Genomic DNA, 15,167 nt, shown 5'->3' on the forward strand with positions numbered 1-15,167 from the left:
GCTCAGATGTACTTCTGCTGCTTCTTCCACTCGGTCTCGAGCTCAATGATCTTACCCCAGTCGGCGGCCTTCACGTCGACGATGAACGGCTCCTTCGGTATGGTCTGGCCCCAGCCGATGGCATAGCCTATCGTGGTGTGGTCGTCGCGCATGGTGATCGTGCCATCGACGCCAAACGGCGTGTTTATCTTCATGCCGGTGAGCGCAGCGGCGAGCGCCTTGCCGCCCAACGCGTTGGCCTTCTTGATGGCCTGCTCGTAGAACTGCATCGCCACCGTGTTCTGCCATGACCAATTGGTCGGCCGCTCGTTCCACTTTTTGAAGTAGGCTTGGCCCCATTCCTTGTTGGCGGGCGTATCCGGGAAGGTTTCGAGATAGCGGGTTGCCGACTGGATGCCGGCCGGCAGGTTCTTGATCGCAGCCAGTACCGGATAATCGACATTGGGCGTCGCCACGGCCATCTGCGCGAACAGCGCATAGATGTTGCCCTGGTTCACGAACGCTGAGAGGTCGCCGGCATAAAGCAACGTAAACAGCGCCTGCGGCTTGGCCTGGATCAGCTTGGTAATCACTTCGGTGAAGTCGGGCTGCCCAAGTTTGGGCCAAGCCTCGGTGATCACCTCGAGGTCCGGCTTGAACTGCTTGAAGAACTGCAGGTATTGCGCGGTGGTGTCGCGGCCGTAGGCGTAGTCAGGCGAGCAAGTTGCCCATTTGTTGAGCTTCTTGGCGCTGGCGTATTCGGCGAGATAAATGCTGCCGGCGACCGCGTCGTGCACGCCCTGCCGCGCGACGCGGAACGCGGTGGGCGCCCGGATCTTGGGATCGGCGGTCAGGGACGAGGTCTCGCTGTTGGTGTGGATACAGGCGACGTCGAGACTGCGCACGACTTCCTGGACTGCGAAAGAGGCGGACGACGCCTCGGCATCGATCAGGAGTTCGCAACCTGAGCTGTTCACCAGCTCGCGCGCGATGCGGGCGGCCTCCTGCGGCTGGCCCTTTGAATCACGGTACACGATTTCGATCTGGCGGCCGAGAAAGCCGCCGGCCGCGTTGATACGGTCCTGCTCCATCATCAGCGCGTTCCGCGACGACGTACCGAGCAGCGCGATCGGCCCCGACAGGATGCTTTGCATTCCGATGCGCAAGGTGTTGGCCTGTGCCCTTGCCACCCAAGGAGCCGCCAGCAAGCTGGCGGTACCAGCGGCCAGCACAGTGCGACGCGTGATCACTGCGCTCATTGAACCGCACCTCCCATAGACTGTTGCCGTGACTGCCTTGAAGATACCCGGCTGTTCTTATTCAGGCGAGGACTGTAGATCGGCGGTCGCTTTTTGATCAACTGACATTTGAGACTGGCGCCAACCAGTAACGGGGGCGCGGTTGCGACGCTAGGTCGAGCGATGCCGACCATGATCGAAGGCGGCTGGGTCGCTTGTGCGCCATTATTAAGATTAGGCGAGCGAAGGAGGTGACCGGGGAGCCGGCAGTATCTCGCCCCGCTTAGTCACTCGGCCAGAGCGATCCTGATCTTGCTGCCTCGCAGCAAAGCTGTTCGCGCAATTCGTCGAATGGGTGGGCCAGGATCTGCACAATCGACACAGTTTGTGGTATAAAGCTGGCGTCCGACCAACGTTTAGAATGTCCAATCACGACGGAAAGTACAAAACACAAGCAAAATCGGTCAAAACCGGGAGGACGACATGCTGATGCGCTGTGCGAGAGTCCTTGGCTTATTGATCATAGGACTGGTTTGGGCAGCCGCCGGAGCTGTGGCGGCGGAGCCTCCAAAAGAGATGAAGCTCTACGTCTTCTCCTCGGGGGCGCTTAATCTCGACAAGTCAATAATTCAAAACGGCTCTAGCGGCAAAGTCCAGATTCCCGTTGGGTTTTTCCTGATCCGCCATCCCAAGGGCGACGTGCTGTTCGACTGTGGCAACAACGACCGGATCATCAAAGACCCGGACTATTGGGGCCCATTCGTGAAGGCGCTGGATCCGGGCCGCGATCCTGACATCGCCATCGACGCTCAGCTCTCCAAGATCAACGTCAGGCCATCCGACATCAAATATGTCGTGCTTGGCCACTTCCATGTCGACCATGCCGGCAACATCGGCAAGTTCCTGGACTCGACCTTCGTGTTCCAGCGCGATGAGATCAGGAACGCGTTCTGGCCGGCGCCGGGCTATGCGACGTTCTTCATCTCGGACGATTTTTCCATGCTGCGAAACAGCGTCGGCGGCGGCATGCCTTCCAAGTACAAGACCATCGAGCTCGACGGCGATCTCGACTTGTTCGGCGACAACAGTGTCTTCATCCACCGGACGGTGTCGCACACGCCAGGAAGCCAGATCCTGGTAGTGCGGCTGCCGAAGACCGGCACGGTGGTGCTGACCTCCGACGCCGTCTATCTGCAGGAGAATCTCGACAAGAACATCCTGCCGAGCGTCGGCAGCGTGTATGATCCCGTCGGCATGCTCGATGCGTACGCGTGGGTGAAGCGGCTTCGCGATACCGAGGGCGCCGACATCATCTATGCCCACGATCCCGATACCTTCAAGGCTCACAAGCACTCGCCCGAGTTCTATGAGTGATTGGCTGACGACGTTCGGTCGTCGCGCGCCGAGTCACCATCCCGGGCACTAGGGTCCGGGATTCTACTCGGTGCTCTGCGCGGCGCGGCCGTCAGAGGAGTGTTTTGGGTTCATGCCTCCGGTCGTTCTGGCGCAGCATGTGACAAAGTGGTACGGGCCGCGGCGCGCCGTCGCCGATGTATCCTTTGCGATCGAGCCGGGCGAGATCGTCGGCCTGCTCGGGCCGAACGGATCGGGAAAGAGCACCATCTTCCGCATGCTCACCGGCTATCTGGTGCCGACCTCCGGTCGGATCGAGGTGGCGGGCTGCGACGTTGTCGCCGACTCGCTCGGCGTGCGCCGCGCCATCAGCTATGTGCCAGAGGATGCGCCGCTCTACGATCACATGAGCGTCGGTGAGTTCCTGCATTTCATGGCGGGCATCAAGGGGCTGCCCGGCGCCAAGGCGCGGACCGCAGTCGATGAGGCCGCCGAGCGGCTCGACCTGACAGAGGTCATGACGCTGGCGACGGGAAAGCTGTCGCGCGGCTTCCGGCAGCGGGTCTCGATCGCGCAGGCGCTGTTGGCGAACCCTGACGTGCTGGTGCTGGATGAGCCGACCAGCGGGCTCGATCCGCATCAGGTGATCGCGGTACGCGACCTCATCCGGTCGCTTGCCGGTCGCCACACGGTATTGATGGCCTCCCACATCCTGTCCGAGATCGAGAAAATCGCCTCCCGCGTGATGATCCTGCTGGATGGCCGGCTCCTGACGGATAATGTGATGACGGAGATGACGCAGGACCTGGCGCTGCGACTGTCGACTCCCTCGCCCGAGGCTGCCGTCCGCCATGCGGCCGAAGGCGTCGCCGGCGTGCGCGACGTCGCGCACGATCCCGACGCCGGCGCAGGCCAATTTCTGATCCGCGCGGCACGCCGCGAATCGCTCGCGGCCGATCTTGTCGCCGCGCTCGTCGCCGCCGATGTCGCGGTGTCGGCGCTCACGGAGTTGCGGCCGGATCTCGAGCGTGTGTTTCTCGATCTCACCAGGCGCCGCGGGGAGGCCGCATGAGAAGCTTTGCGGTCCTGCTCCGAAAGGAAGAGACGGCGCTGTTCTCCTCGCCGATCGCCTATGTGCTGATGACCGTGTTCCTGCTGATAATGGGCTACAGTTTTACGCTCACGCTGTTCCTCAGCCACCAGCCCAGCATGGTGCACATCTTCTTCCAAATGTTCGTGCTGTTCGGGCTCACGGCGCCACTGATCACCATGCGCCTGTTCGCCGAAGAACGGAAACTGAAGACGCTCGAGGTGCTCCTGACCGCGCCGGTGTCGGAAGTCGCGATCGTCCTGGCAAAGTATCTCGCCGCGATGAGCCTAGTCTTCGTCATGCTGCTGCTCTCGGGCGCTTACGCCGCTGCGCTCGCCTGGTTCGGGGACCCCGACTTCGGCCCGATCTACAGCGGCTATCTCGGCCTCCTGCTGTTCGGCTCGGCGCTCGTCGGCACGGGGCTCCTGGCTTCGGCGCTCACGGCGAACCAGGTGATCGCCGCGCTTGTTTCGCTCAGCGCGTTCCTCCTGTTGTGGATCATCGACAATTTCGGCTGGCTCCTGCCGAGCCCCGTCGACACGCTGGTGGTGAACCTGTCATTGTCGGTTCATTTTCGCCCCTTCGCCATCGGCTCGATCTATCTGTCCGACGTCGGTTTCTTCATCAGCGTTACGCTCTTGACGCTGTTGTTGACTGTGCGGGCGCTGGCACGGCGATGATGGCGCGCTTGACCCGAGCCGACATCTTCTTGACCGCGCTTGTGGCCGGTGCTGTCGCCAGCAGTATGCTCGGCTTTGCCGGACTTGGCGAGACGATGTCGAACGGCTTTCTCTTCGCAGCCGGTCTCCTCCTGCTGCTTGCGCTGTTCATGCTGGCGGTCCGGCTTCCGCTGCGCGGCAGCGGATCGCGCGGGTCGGCCTGGGCTACGAATGCGGCCATCGTGGTGGGCGCGATTGCCGTCGTGGCCGGCGCCAATGTCGCGCTTTACAGGCACGACGTGCATCTCGACGTCAGCAGAGAGGCGGCAAACACGCCGCCGCGGCAGCTCACCGACGTTATCGCGCAGTTGCGCACCCCGATCGCGCTCACCTATTTCTACAATGCCGGCGATGCCAATGCAATTGCGCTGCGCGACCTCGTGCAGATCGCCGCGCGCAACCATCCGCTTTTCGCCTTCCGCGCCATCGATCTCGACAAGGAGCCCAACACGGCGCGCGACCTCGGCGTGCGCGCCTACAACACCGCCGTGCTGCAGGCCGAGGATCGCAAGGTCCTGGTCGAGAACGTGATCGATCCCACGCGCCTCGGCTTTGCCGCGCTACGCGTGCTGCGCAAGCGCACCGAGATGGTCTGCTTCGTCACCGGGCATGGCGAGACTTTCCGTCCGATGCCATCGCATTTCCACTACAGCCATGTCGAGACGCTGAAGGGGCATGAGACGCCCGGCGCCGGCGACGTGCTGGAGGCCGCGCCCGAACAGCTCGACCGGTTGGAGCTTGCGCTCAACGAGATCGGCTTCGAAATGCGTGAGCTCCTCACCGCGACGAGCCCGGCGATCCCGCCGGACTGCTCCGTGGTCGCCGAAATCGGGCCGCGCACCGCGTTCACCTCAGATGAGGTGCAGCTGTTGGGCAGCTACCTGAAAGGCGGAGGCCGGCTCCTCCTGCTACTCGATCCCGTGTCAGAGATATCAGGCGATTTCGAACGGCTGCTGCTCAGGCCCGTCGGGCTGTCGAGCGAGGCCGCGATTGTCGTCGACCCCCTCAATCATTTCCGGACCGACGCCGACAAGGTCGCGGTGCCCTATTATCCAAGTCATCCCATCACAAAGCGCCTGGCGCTGACTGTGTTTCCGCAGGCGCGGCCGCTTCTCGTGGCGCAGCCGCCGTTCGGCGTCGGCCTTATCGTGCTCGCAGCGAGCAGCCAGGACAGCTATCTGAAGTCGTCAATGGCAACCGTTGCCGCGACAGGCGAAGCCCGGAGCGTCCAGCGCGGCGCGCAGCCGCTCGCGGTCGCGCTCGAGGGAAACTGGCCCGGAGGGAGCGCGGATAAGCGCTTCCGCCTCGTCGTCGCCGGCACCAGCAAGTTCGCAAGCAACGAATACTTTCCTTACGTCTCCAACGGCGAGATGTCGCTGTCGATGCTGCGCTGGCTCGCGGAGGACGATGCAAGCCCGAGCGTCGCGCCGCAGCCGCTGAAGTTGCCGGAGATCGTGCTGACGAGCCGGCAGATGCGCGACAGCTTCATCTTACTGGAGGTGCTTTTGCCCTTGAGCACCGCTATGTTCGGCATGGTGATGTGGTGGAGGCGGCGGTGAGAGTGCCGGCCGCGAGCGGCAGCGGGCGCTGGCGGATGCCGTTTCTGGCCGCGATGCTGCTGGTGCTGCTCGCCGCGCTGGTGATCAGCGGGCAATGGCCCGAGTTGCGCAGCAAGGTCGCCTTCGCGCCAAAGGGCTGGGTGGCTATTGCGCCGGCCGACGTGCGCCGCGTGGCGATCCGCTCCGGCAGCGACAGCATCGCGCTGGTCCGCCGGGCGACCGGCTGGGGCATCGACTCTGTCGATGCAGCTGCGCCGCCCGAACTCGGCAAGCATCTCGACACCGCGCTGCGCCTGATCAATGTCAGCGACGTCTCGCGCGAGATTCCGGCGAGCGAGCTCACCGCGGCGAGTTTCGCCGAATTCGGTCTCGATCCTCCGGCCGTCGTCGCTGCGATCGAGGCTAGCGGCGGGGCTGCTGCCACCATCAATTTCGGGGCGCTCAATCCGGCGAGCACATCGCACTATGTCCGGCTCGCCGGCCGGCCCACGGTCGCGCTGATGCCGCGCCATGTTGCCGAGGAGTGGCGCGTGGTCTTCGATATCGCGCGCCGCTTCCGCGACCAAGCCGGCGCGAGTGCGGCGAGCCGCGGTAAGGACCTGCTGTTGCCGGTCTCGATGGCGCAGGTCTGGGCAATCGAGATCGTGTTCGCCGGCAAGCTGACCCGGTTAGAGCGGGATGTCGACGGCAACTGGTTCCGTCATCTCGGCCAGCATAGCCATGTCGCCGCCAATGTCACCCATGTCGCCGACCCCGCGCAGGCCCGCATCATCGATACGGCGCTGCGCGCGCTCGACGCAGCCGCCATCGAGACGCGCATCGACCCGGCCGGTTCGTCGCAGCTCGCGGGGTATGGGCTCAACCTGCCGACTCTGATCCTGCTGGTCTTCGCGCGCGACAGTCCGACGCCGCTGGCCCGGCTAGAATTCGGTGCCTCGGCCGATCCCCTCGACCGCTATGCGCGACTTACGCCTGACGGCGCCGTAATCACCGTTGCCGAGTTCGAGATGCGCCGGCTGACCGAGCTGCTGCGCGCGGTCGGAGACGGATCGTGAGATGGACGAGCCACCGGCTGGCGGCTGCAATCCTGCTCGCCAGCGCCCTGCCGGCCGCGGCGCACCAGATCAACCTCGCGACGGCGCGCCTCGGCCTGACCGACGACCGCACGGTCACCGTCGAGATCGGGCTCAAGGGCAGCGACGTCGATCGTCTGGTGGGCACCAGGCTCTATGACGCGAAGGAGGACGCGGTCGATCCCGCCGCGGTCGCTGCCGCTACGCCGGCGATCCTCGCCTATTTGACTACGCATGTGGCAGTTACCAACGCCGCTGGCATCTCGTGCGCCGCAAGCGATGCCGCGATCGTCGCCGATGCCGACGGCGTCATCTTCCGCAATACGTATTCCTGCGCCACCGTCACCGGCGACATCATCTATCGCTCGACGGTGCTGACCGAGAGGGATCCGAATGCGCGGCAGGTCGTACGGGTCGTACAGGGCAAAACCGAGGCGCAGGCGCTGCTCGACGGCGGCAATACCAGCGTGACGCTGTCGGGGCGGGCGCCAGCGCTCGCCTCGACCATGCAGCGCTACCTCGTCACGGGCATCGAGCACATCTTTCTCGGTTACGACCATATCGCCTTTCTGGTGGCCGTCGTGCTTTGGGCCCGACGGCTCATGCCCGTCATTAAGATCGTGACGGCGTTCACGATCGCGCATTCGATCACGCTGTCTCTGGCGGCGCTCGGCGTCGTCGTCATTCCGAGCCGGATCGTCGAGCCGGCGATCGCGGCCTCGATCGTGTTCGTCGCAGTTGAGAACTTCTTTTCGCGGGATATCGATCGGCGGTGGCGCGTGACCTTCGTGTTCGGGCTGGTCCACGGCTTCGGCTTTGCCAGCGCGCTTCAGGAAATCGGTCTGCCATCGCATGCGGTCCTTTCGGCACTCGCGGCCTTCAATATCGGCGTCGAGATCGGCCAAGTCGCGATCGCCGCAACCGTGATTCCGGTGCTGATCGCCCTGGATGGCCTCGCGGCGATCGACAGAGCCAAACCGGCGCGGCCCGCAGCTTTGGTCTATGCGCTGTCGGCGGTGATTACAGTGCTCGGCAGCTATTGGTTCTTCACGCGCGTGCTCGATGCATAGCCATTCAACCGATCGGAGCGGTAGATAGTACCTTCTCTGCAATCTCGATTGCGCATGAGGCGGCATGTGGCGGCGGATCTCTGCGTGCGCCGCGCCGGCGAAGGCCGCCAAGCCGGCCAAGAAGCCGCGCAAGGCGGCCTCCGGCCAGAAGGAAATGCTGATGCCGATTGAGGGCAAGAAGGCCGCACAAGAAGCGACGGCGAGAAAGCCGTCCAAGCCGCAGCGGAAGTCTGCATGATCTTCGAGATACCAAGGAGATTGGAACGAACGGGTTCGTCAAGCGTCGAATCCATGCCCCCGGCCCCCAAAAGCCCGATCCGGGGGAAAACCTACCCCAAGGTTGGCGGTGCGAATGCGCAACATAGCGCAAGGACCGTTTGCGCCCGAGGGAGGGAAAAATGAACAATTGCATATCGGACCGAAGGATCCCGACCGCGGCTGAACGGGAAGCGCTAAAGGTGTTTCGCGACACGCGCGCGGAGGCGCCGGTCTCCGAGCATGAACGCGAGCAACAGGCATTCCATGCAAACCGGGAGCGCCTGAAGGCGGAGCGGATCGCTCGAGAGGCTGCAGCGAACCACAAGCCGAAGACCTAGGCTTGAAGATCGGGCGGGTAGCACCGGTGGCCTGCCAGGTCGAGGCTCGAGACCAAGTACCAACGAGAGCAGTCCGCCAGCAGCGGGTGTAAGGCTTCCAGAGGGTTGACGGTCGCCGGTGGTCGGCCCCGGATTCCTACGGTCGGATCGCTGCGTGATCGTTAACTGTCAGAGATTATGTTTCAGCCTATGGACCTCGAGTACGATCCCGAGCGCGAGGCGTTGCGGCCATGAAGCTCGCCGCCGATGCCGATGGATCTGAACGGCAGAGATGGATCAACGCCGCGCTGGCGTGGATCGAACTCACTCGCCTTCGTGCCTCGGCTCGCCGCGAGCGCGGCATGACGGGCGAGGCGGCTTAGTCGGCCTCGGGCGGACACTTCGGACAAGTGTCGCCGATCGAACCGGCAACGATCGGTGCGGCTGATGCAACGGCGGGCGTCCGGTCATCCGGCTTTGTGGTGGCGCGCGAGGCGCTTTGCGGTGGTCCGTTTGCCCCTGCCGCGCCGGCCCGAAGGCTGAGCGGGAAGCTCGGCGACGACGCTTCGGCGCAGCGCGTCCATGAGGTTGACGACGTTCTCGCGTGATGGCTTACTCGATGGCAGCTGCACTGGGCGATTCGCCTGCTTGCTGCGCAGGATGCGCACGAGCGCTCTGCGGTAGTGATCCTCCAGCATAGCAGGATTGAAACCGGCCGACTCGTCCTGATGATGTGCTGCGTGAGCTTCATCATTTCGGACGGCAGCTTCATTTCCGGAATTTCGCTGAAATAGTCTGCCTCATTTCGGATGTCTTGCGCGAAGCGCAGCGTCACGCCGAGAAGGCCGCGACCTGCCGGTTTGAGCAGAACTGGCCGCTCGCGCGAGGATAGCACGAGGCGCGCAAGTCCGACAACGTCCTCCCGGCTCATTGCGTCTCGAATCACGGCAAACGATTCTTGACTGATCTCCTCGCGCGGCACGATGTAATACGTCTTCTCAAAATATCGCGCATCGATCTGCCCTGCGGGAAGGAAGCGTTCGATCTGGATCGTGCGCGTATTCTGAGGTCGCGGAAGAGGGACGGTTTCCTCCTGCTCCCCGTCTTCATTGTCAAAGTCGGAGGCGCCTTCGTCAGCCATGTCGCCAAGGTCAGCGGGAACGGTTGGCGGCTTATCCAGTGGGGTTGCGGGGCAAGCTCCTCCTCACCAGGCCCTGCGCGCACGCGTCTCGCGCGCTCAAGGTCTTGGTCCTCGACTACCAGAAGGTCGTTTTCACCGACCTCATACCCGCGCGCCTTGTCTGCAGCATCAACGGTTTGGTCCGTGACAGAATCGACCAGTTTGTGTTTGAGGCGATGGCCCGTTCGCCGGTTGACCTGCCGAAATGAGATACGTTCGGCCACTGAGATTGCGGGAAAGAGCGCGATGGGACATGAGACGAAGGAGAGCTTCAGATAGCCCTTCCAGTAGGATCGGGAGGCTGGCACCGGAAACTCCAACGCAACAGGGGTACAAACGCCAAGCCGGTAGGCAAGTCGCGGAATCAACGGCCGGAGAGGACGGGAGTTTCAAGGGCTTGAGAGTCGTCCAGCGTGTCACCGGGACAGCATCGCTCGAAATCGCCCCTGATCAGCGGTTCAAGCTGGTCCTTTCCCTCCGTTGGTCGGCATGACTGACCTACAGTACTCGTTCGGGGGAGCACTGGCACAACAGCGACGGAGGCGACAGTTCGCGAACACGGGCGTGCGGATCGACTTGATCCGACTGATCTGTGCGACCAAACTTAGCTCTCAGAGCCAGTGCTCCGATCTGACTTGCGCATTGGCACCAGCGTTCGCACACCATGCAGGCTACACAGCAAGCGATGAGGAGCCTGTGCGCATTCCCGCACCAATCGCCTATATAGTTCTTTACGTCGCTCTCTACGCGGCGTTCGGCGCCGCATCTCCGTTCTGGCCCCAATTTTTCGAAACGCGAGCTCTGGCGTCTCAGCAGATCGGTCTGATCCTGGCTGCCGCAATGCTGACGCGGCTCGTTTTCGGACCGTTAGTTGCTATGCTGGCGGACCGGCTCGGGTCATTGCGCCTCGTGCTCGCGGGCTGTGCTGCCGCGGCGGCCGCAGCAGCCGTCGCATTGCTTTGGGACGATAAATTCTGGTTCTTGCTTCTTGTCGCGTTGGTTCAGGCTGCCGCTCTTGCCCCCACCACCTCGATCGCCGATGCATTGTCTGTCAATACAGCGAGGCCTCGGTTCGCAGGAAGGCCATTTGAGTACGGGTGGATACGGGGGACTGCATCCGCGGCTTTTGTTCTGGGAACACTGATCACCGGACAACTCGTAAGCCCGGCCGATCTCACTCCGGTTATCTGGATGAACGCTGCCTTCCTGATCGCCGCCGCTGGCGCCACTGCATTGCTACCTGGGCAAGCCCGATCGCAGAGGTCGCGGTCCTTTGTTTTATCAGAGATGAAAGCCCTGATTAGCGTATCCCAGTTTCGCATCATGATCATCGCATCAGCTTTGATCTATGGCAGTCATGCCGTGCACGATGCATTTGCAGTGATCAGGTGGAGCGATGCGGGTATCAGCACCTCGGCGATTAGCTTCCTTTGGTCGGAAGCGGTGATTGCTGAAGTGTTGGTGTTTATGCTGGCCGGTCCACCGCTCCTGGATAGGATCGGCGTACGTGGCGCGGCTATCTTGGCAGCTGCGGTCGGAATCGTCCGCTGGTCCGTAGCAGGCATGATCACGTCGGTATTGCCGCTCTCGCTGATACAGCCGTTGCACGGAGTAACGTTTGCTTTGCTTCATCTCGCTTGCATGCGAGTGATGGGGATCCTGGTGGCAGCAAGCGTGGCCGCAACTGCTCAATCTCTCTATGCGTTTGGCTCGGGGGCTCTAACGGCCATACTAACCTTCTTGTCCGGCGAACTGTATGCTTCTTATGGCGGGGCGGCGTTCTTTCCTATGGCGGCGCTCTGCGTCCTCGCACTCCCATTCGCCTGGTTTGGCTTCGCCAATGGGAGGTGCTGATTCTTCGGTCGAGCGAACTGGGGGCCGTCGCTCTACGCACTGCCAAAACGCAGAATTCGAACTTCGTCTCATGCCTCGGCCAGTTCGGCGCTCTGCACTGACAGCGACGCAGCCTCGAAGTTTCGGCTTAGCTGTCTTCATGCGGGCCTTGCAGACAGGTGTCCCGATCCATTCGGCACGCCTGAATCTCTGATAGGGCACACCTTTCGCCGATGCCCAAATTGAGGTCCGTAACGGCTCAACCAAGGAGCCGGCTTCGGCTAAACATAAAACCGGTCGGTGTGAAGCTTCTGGCTATCTCCAGCGCGCGTTTCTCGCAGCATTCCAGCGCGATCTTTTGGGAAAGCATAACATCTCCGACCGGCAGATTACCACGCGGCATGAAACACAGGCCGCGCGTAGGGCGGCCCTTTTTCGTCGATCTCGCAGACGTTCGTCGAAGCGCCCGCGTAGATCCGATATTGCCTGCCAGTGTCGCCACCGATGACCTCGAAATAGCCTTTTCCGGCGAACTGCGCGCGCTGCGCCGGCGATAGCCACGCCCGCAAGAGCTGCAGCGAGCGGCCCTCCGGAGTTCTCTCGGCGCCGTGTCTGATGATAAGGGCCCGCATCGCTCGCATCCGGGAGCGGCCGCCCGGCGGCATCGATCGAAAACCGCGCATTGCAGAAACGCCGACTTAGCCGCCGACCAGCCGAGGGAAGAAGATGGTTTCTTCCGCGCTCGGGTCGAACGATCGGATCTGCGAGACCTGATCTGGACCAGTCCGGACCGCTGCGGTGAACCCGATATTCGTCAGCTCGTAGAACCGTCGCTCCGCCTTCGCCAGTTCTTGTGCATCGTTCGGGCTGAAAGGATGACGGCTATCGCCGCTATGGTCCATCACGATCTGGATTGCCATGATTAGCTCCTCGGATTGCTGATAGCCTAGGACCTCGACCCAGTATCCGGCCAAAGTCGCGGACTTTCAAGGGAGGAGTATTGCATCGCAATTCGCCGCTGGCCTGCCGAGCGCCGAGGACGCGCGCATGCACCGCAAGCAGTGGCAGCACGCAAGAGAGTGCCGCCACGGTCAAGGTCTAATGACGCCAGCGGATCGCCGCAGACCGCAATGGTCGTGGCTTAGTTCTCGTAGACCGCTCTTATCCGTGCGCACGGCAGGCACTTGTACACGCAGATGCACGGCTTGCTGCTCATCCTTGGCAGCATGGCCAGCAGCATCATTAGCCGCCCGCACGTCTCACAGACTGGAGCTTGTAGGACCATCTTGTCAGAGCCGGTGGGCATCATCGAACGCTGAACACTCGGCCAGCGGCCTTGTCTCCGCAATCGCAACATTCGCACGCGCCATCCTCGAAGCACAATTTAGCTCACTAGAAAGACGACTACGATCATGCACTCCGCACGGCGTCGCCGATCCTGACAACGCCGCCCTGCAAGATCTTGCAATACAGCCCACCGCGATTGATCAGGTATTTGGAGATTGCCTTGCCGGTGAGTTTTTCGACATGCCCACAGGGATCCACAAGCTCGGTCCCTTCCAACATTGTCTCGCCGAGCCAGAACCGCCGGCTCACCAGATGGTTTAGCAGCACGCCTTCGACCGTCACGTTCCGCCGGTGTTCCTCTGGCGCGAGTTCAATGTTCGCCTCATGCTTGAGTGCGATCAGCGTCTCGAACTCAAACAAGGTGATCTGGTCGCCGTCCCTGCGTAGGTGCGAATAAAAGCCTTCCTTCATCAAGTAGCGATCGCCCTCAATGCCTTTGCCAGCGATCAAAGTCACCCCAGACATGGGCACATTGGCAAAAACGCGCGCGAAGTGACGTGAATGCAGCGGACTACGTGGTCCATCCGACTTTGAGCGGTGTGTGTGCCCGTCCGTCGGTGGTCTTGTCCGGCATCGCAATGTCCCTCGACCCGTAACCTGCGCCCAGCCACCATCAGTGTAGGAGAAATACGTAAGTAACCCTTGCGGGTTACAGGCGAGCCGATCCTGACGCCTTCTGCTGCGGGTCGGGGCTGCGAGCCAAGTCTAGTCCCAGGGAGAGCCTGCTTGCCCGGCCAACGGCACTTCCGTGATCGTGCTTGCGCGAGTGAGGCGCGTAAAATCTGAGAACCATCGACGCCGAGCACGACCGCTTCACCATCGACTTTTCGAACTGGGCCTGCATCTCTTCCATCTGCGGCCTCGATGATCCGTCGTGGGAACATTACAAATGCGCTCTTGAGTTCACAAGTGGACAGAGCGAAATCCGGGATTGGGACTAGCGTTCGATTGCATGGCGCACTTCTCACGCGCCAGCCGTCGGACCGCCTGTCCCTATGTCCCCTCCAGCCCCGCACAGAGGGCAGGCTGGTCCGAGGGGGTTGCGCAGGATCAAAGCAAGTCCTCCGTGCCCGACTAGGTTGGAAGCATAGCCGAACAACCTCTTCTCAGGCTGCTGAGGTTATGGGGCTCGGGCTCCTAGGCGGCCGGGCCGCGCTCTTGGGGCCTACTTACCGCTCGTTGAGATCGTTGGAGCCTCGGCGTGTGCACCAGAGATTATGCAGACGATCTCAGCGGGACCGTGCGCTATGCACTAGAGACAACGCGTGCTGTTGCGGTCTGCCCCTTCCATTCTGATGAAACCATCCGCATCGGTGACGATGCAGCCGAAAGCCATGCCTTCGAGCGCGCGAAGGGGATCGTCAAAAGCGACGGCACGAATTGGAGAGGGTTAGACCTCAGGGAGGAAATCGCACGCCAGTTGAGCGCAGCGGCAGATGGTGAGTGTCCTCGCTGCGCTTCACATTGAGCTACACGGCGGCATTGCGACCCCACCAGAAGCCAGCAAGCGCTCTGATCCTCCAGGCGCATCATAGTATCAGCTTGGGATGGGACCAGTTCCAGAATTAACCCGCAACAAGGACATCAAGCTTAATTCTAGAGCGCGATTGCGGCGGCGCTCCGGAGCCTTAGTGTCTCGCACACCGGAAATTGCCCTTGTCCGGTCCCCACCGGCGAAGTGGCCGCACCATCATACTCGGTGCGGCCAGTTCGTCCTCAGCTTGGCACGCGAGCATGAGAGAGCAGCCGGAACGAGAAACGCTTGATCTCATCGAGATGCGTCGCCAACTTACGGCGCTCCGTTCAAAACACTCGGACAATCTTTTGATTGCGTCGTTGTTGAACCGCTTTTTCGTGAAAGTTGCATTTCTAGTAGAGCCAACAGGCCTTGCGGAAGAGCAGTATCTCCGATCGGAATTCGAACGAACGTTGATAAGAGTCAAAGAGATCGCGGCACGGACGAAATCTGACTAAGCCACAAAGACATCGCGCCAGCCTTGATCATTGCGGCTCGTGCTTCTCAGTTCTCTCTCGTGCAGCCAAACCAAGCTCTACTTCCCGAAGCTGCTCAATCAGCATTTGTATAATCTCCTCGTAGTCAGATCGCGATAACGAGCTTATGCCGCGTGATCTCATCTGCTCTTGGAGAAT

14 protein-coding genes and 2 pseudogenes are annotated in these 15,167 nt (G+C 61.9%); 10 read left to right on the forward strand and 6 right to left on the reverse strand.

Features of this window, described 5'->3' with window-relative positions; all coding sequences use genetic code 11:
* Positions 1–2: 2 nt before the first annotated feature.
* Positions 3–1,238: an ABC transporter substrate-binding protein gene (locus BM374_RS35140; protein ID WP_092303214.1), complete on the reverse strand. Its 1,236-nt coding sequence runs from the start codon at positions 1,236–1,238 to the stop codon at positions 3–5.
* A 555-nt stretch (positions 1,239–1,793) separates the two neighbouring features.
* Here BM374_RS35140 and BM374_RS35145 point away from each other — a divergent pair.
* The 9 genes from BM374_RS35145 to BM374_RS40050 all read left to right on the forward strand — a co-directional run bounded on the left by BM374_RS35145 (position 1,794) and on the right by BM374_RS40050 (position 9,039).
* The gene (locus BM374_RS35145) at positions 1,794–2,591 is read left to right on the forward strand and encodes an N-acyl homoserine lactonase family protein (RefSeq protein WP_177248757.1); all 798 of its coding nucleotides are present in this window, start codon (positions 1,794–1,796) and stop codon (positions 2,589–2,591) included.
* Between the two features lie 112 nt (positions 2,592–2,703).
* Positions 2,704–3,642: an ABC transporter ATP-binding protein gene (locus BM374_RS35150; RefSeq protein WP_092303217.1), complete on the forward strand. Its 939-nt coding sequence runs from the start codon at positions 2,704–2,706 to the stop codon at positions 3,640–3,642.
* Positions 3,639–4,340, forward strand: coding sequence for an ABC transporter permease (locus BM374_RS35155; RefSeq protein ID WP_092303219.1), 702 nt, complete (start codon positions 3,639–3,641; stop codon positions 4,338–4,340). Before BM374_RS35150 ends, BM374_RS35155 begins: the two co-directional genes overlap by 4 nt.
* 8 nt (positions 4,341–4,348) lie before the next feature.
* The gene (locus BM374_RS35160) at positions 4,349–5,938 is read left to right on the forward strand and encodes a Gldg family protein (RefSeq protein WP_177248758.1); all 1,590 of its coding nucleotides are present in this window, start codon (positions 4,349–4,351) and stop codon (positions 5,936–5,938) included.
* Positions 5,935–6,993, forward strand: a complete 1,059-nt coding sequence (locus tag BM374_RS35165) for a DUF4340 domain-containing protein (protein ID WP_143270325.1) — start codon at positions 5,935–5,937, stop codon at positions 6,991–6,993. The genes BM374_RS35160 and BM374_RS35165 overlap by 4 nt, the downstream gene beginning before the upstream one ends.
* Positions 6,990–8,081, forward strand: a complete 1,092-nt coding sequence (locus tag BM374_RS35170; protein ID WP_244552815.1) for a HupE/UreJ family protein — start codon at positions 6,990–6,992, stop codon at positions 8,079–8,081. Before BM374_RS35165 ends, BM374_RS35170 begins: the two co-directional genes overlap by 4 nt.
* A gap of 64 nt (positions 8,082–8,145) precedes the next feature.
* The gene (locus BM374_RS38220) at positions 8,146–8,319 is read left to right on the forward strand and encodes a hypothetical protein (RefSeq protein WP_283807104.1); all 174 of its coding nucleotides are present in this window, start codon (positions 8,146–8,148) and stop codon (positions 8,317–8,319) included.
* A 160-nt stretch (positions 8,320–8,479) separates the two neighbouring features.
* Positions 8,480–8,677, forward strand: coding sequence for a hypothetical protein (locus BM374_RS35175; RefSeq protein ID WP_092303225.1), 198 nt, complete (start codon positions 8,480–8,482; stop codon positions 8,675–8,677).
* Positions 8,678–8,907: 230 nt separating this feature from the next.
* Positions 8,908–9,039, forward strand: a complete 132-nt coding sequence (locus BM374_RS40050; RefSeq protein ID WP_283807105.1) for a hypothetical protein — start codon at positions 8,908–8,910, stop codon at positions 9,037–9,039.
* Here BM374_RS40050 and BM374_RS35185 read toward each other — a convergent pair.
* Both BM374_RS35185 and BM374_RS40380 read right to left on the reverse strand, forming a co-directional pair.
* Entirely contained in the window at positions 9,036–9,797 is a 762-nt protein-coding gene (locus tag BM374_RS35185) for a Ku protein (protein ID WP_092303227.1), read from the reverse strand. The two genes, BM374_RS40050 and BM374_RS35185, sit on opposite strands and share 4 nt — an antisense overlap.
* A 95-nt stretch (positions 9,798–9,892) precedes the next feature.
* Positions 9,893–10,144 (reverse strand): annotated as a pseudogene (locus BM374_RS40380) (Ku protein); the annotation flags it as partial.
* A gap of 388 nt (positions 10,145–10,532) precedes the next feature.
* Between BM374_RS40380 and BM374_RS35195 the strand changes: the two are divergent.
* Entirely contained in the window at positions 10,533–11,690 is a 1,158-nt protein-coding gene (locus BM374_RS35195) for an MFS transporter (RefSeq protein ID WP_092303294.1), read from the forward strand.
* 238 nt (positions 11,691–11,928) lie between these two features.
* Here BM374_RS35195 and BM374_RS35200 read toward each other — a convergent pair.
* The 3 genes and pseudogenes from BM374_RS35200 to BM374_RS35215 all read right to left on the reverse strand — a co-directional run bounded on the left by BM374_RS35200 (position 11,929) and on the right by BM374_RS35215 (position 13,481).
* Positions 11,929–12,310: pseudogene (locus tag BM374_RS35200) on the reverse strand (hypothetical protein).
* A gap of 57 nt (positions 12,311–12,367) precedes the next feature.
* On the reverse strand, positions 12,368–12,589 hold the full coding sequence (locus tag BM374_RS35205) for a hypothetical protein (protein WP_092303296.1): 222 nt from the start codon (positions 12,587–12,589) through the stop codon (positions 12,368–12,370).
* Positions 12,590–13,079: 490 nt separating this feature from the next.
* Positions 13,080–13,481 (reverse strand): MOSC domain-containing protein, encoded by a 402-nt coding sequence (locus BM374_RS35215; RefSeq protein ID WP_244552816.1) that lies wholly within the window; start codon positions 13,479–13,481, stop codon positions 13,080–13,082.
* Positions 13,482–15,167: the final 1,686 nt, after the last annotated feature.

Source organism: Bradyrhizobium sp. Ghvi (genome assembly GCF_900115265.1).
GTDB lineage: Bacteria > Pseudomonadota > Alphaproteobacteria > Rhizobiales > Xanthobacteraceae > Bradyrhizobium.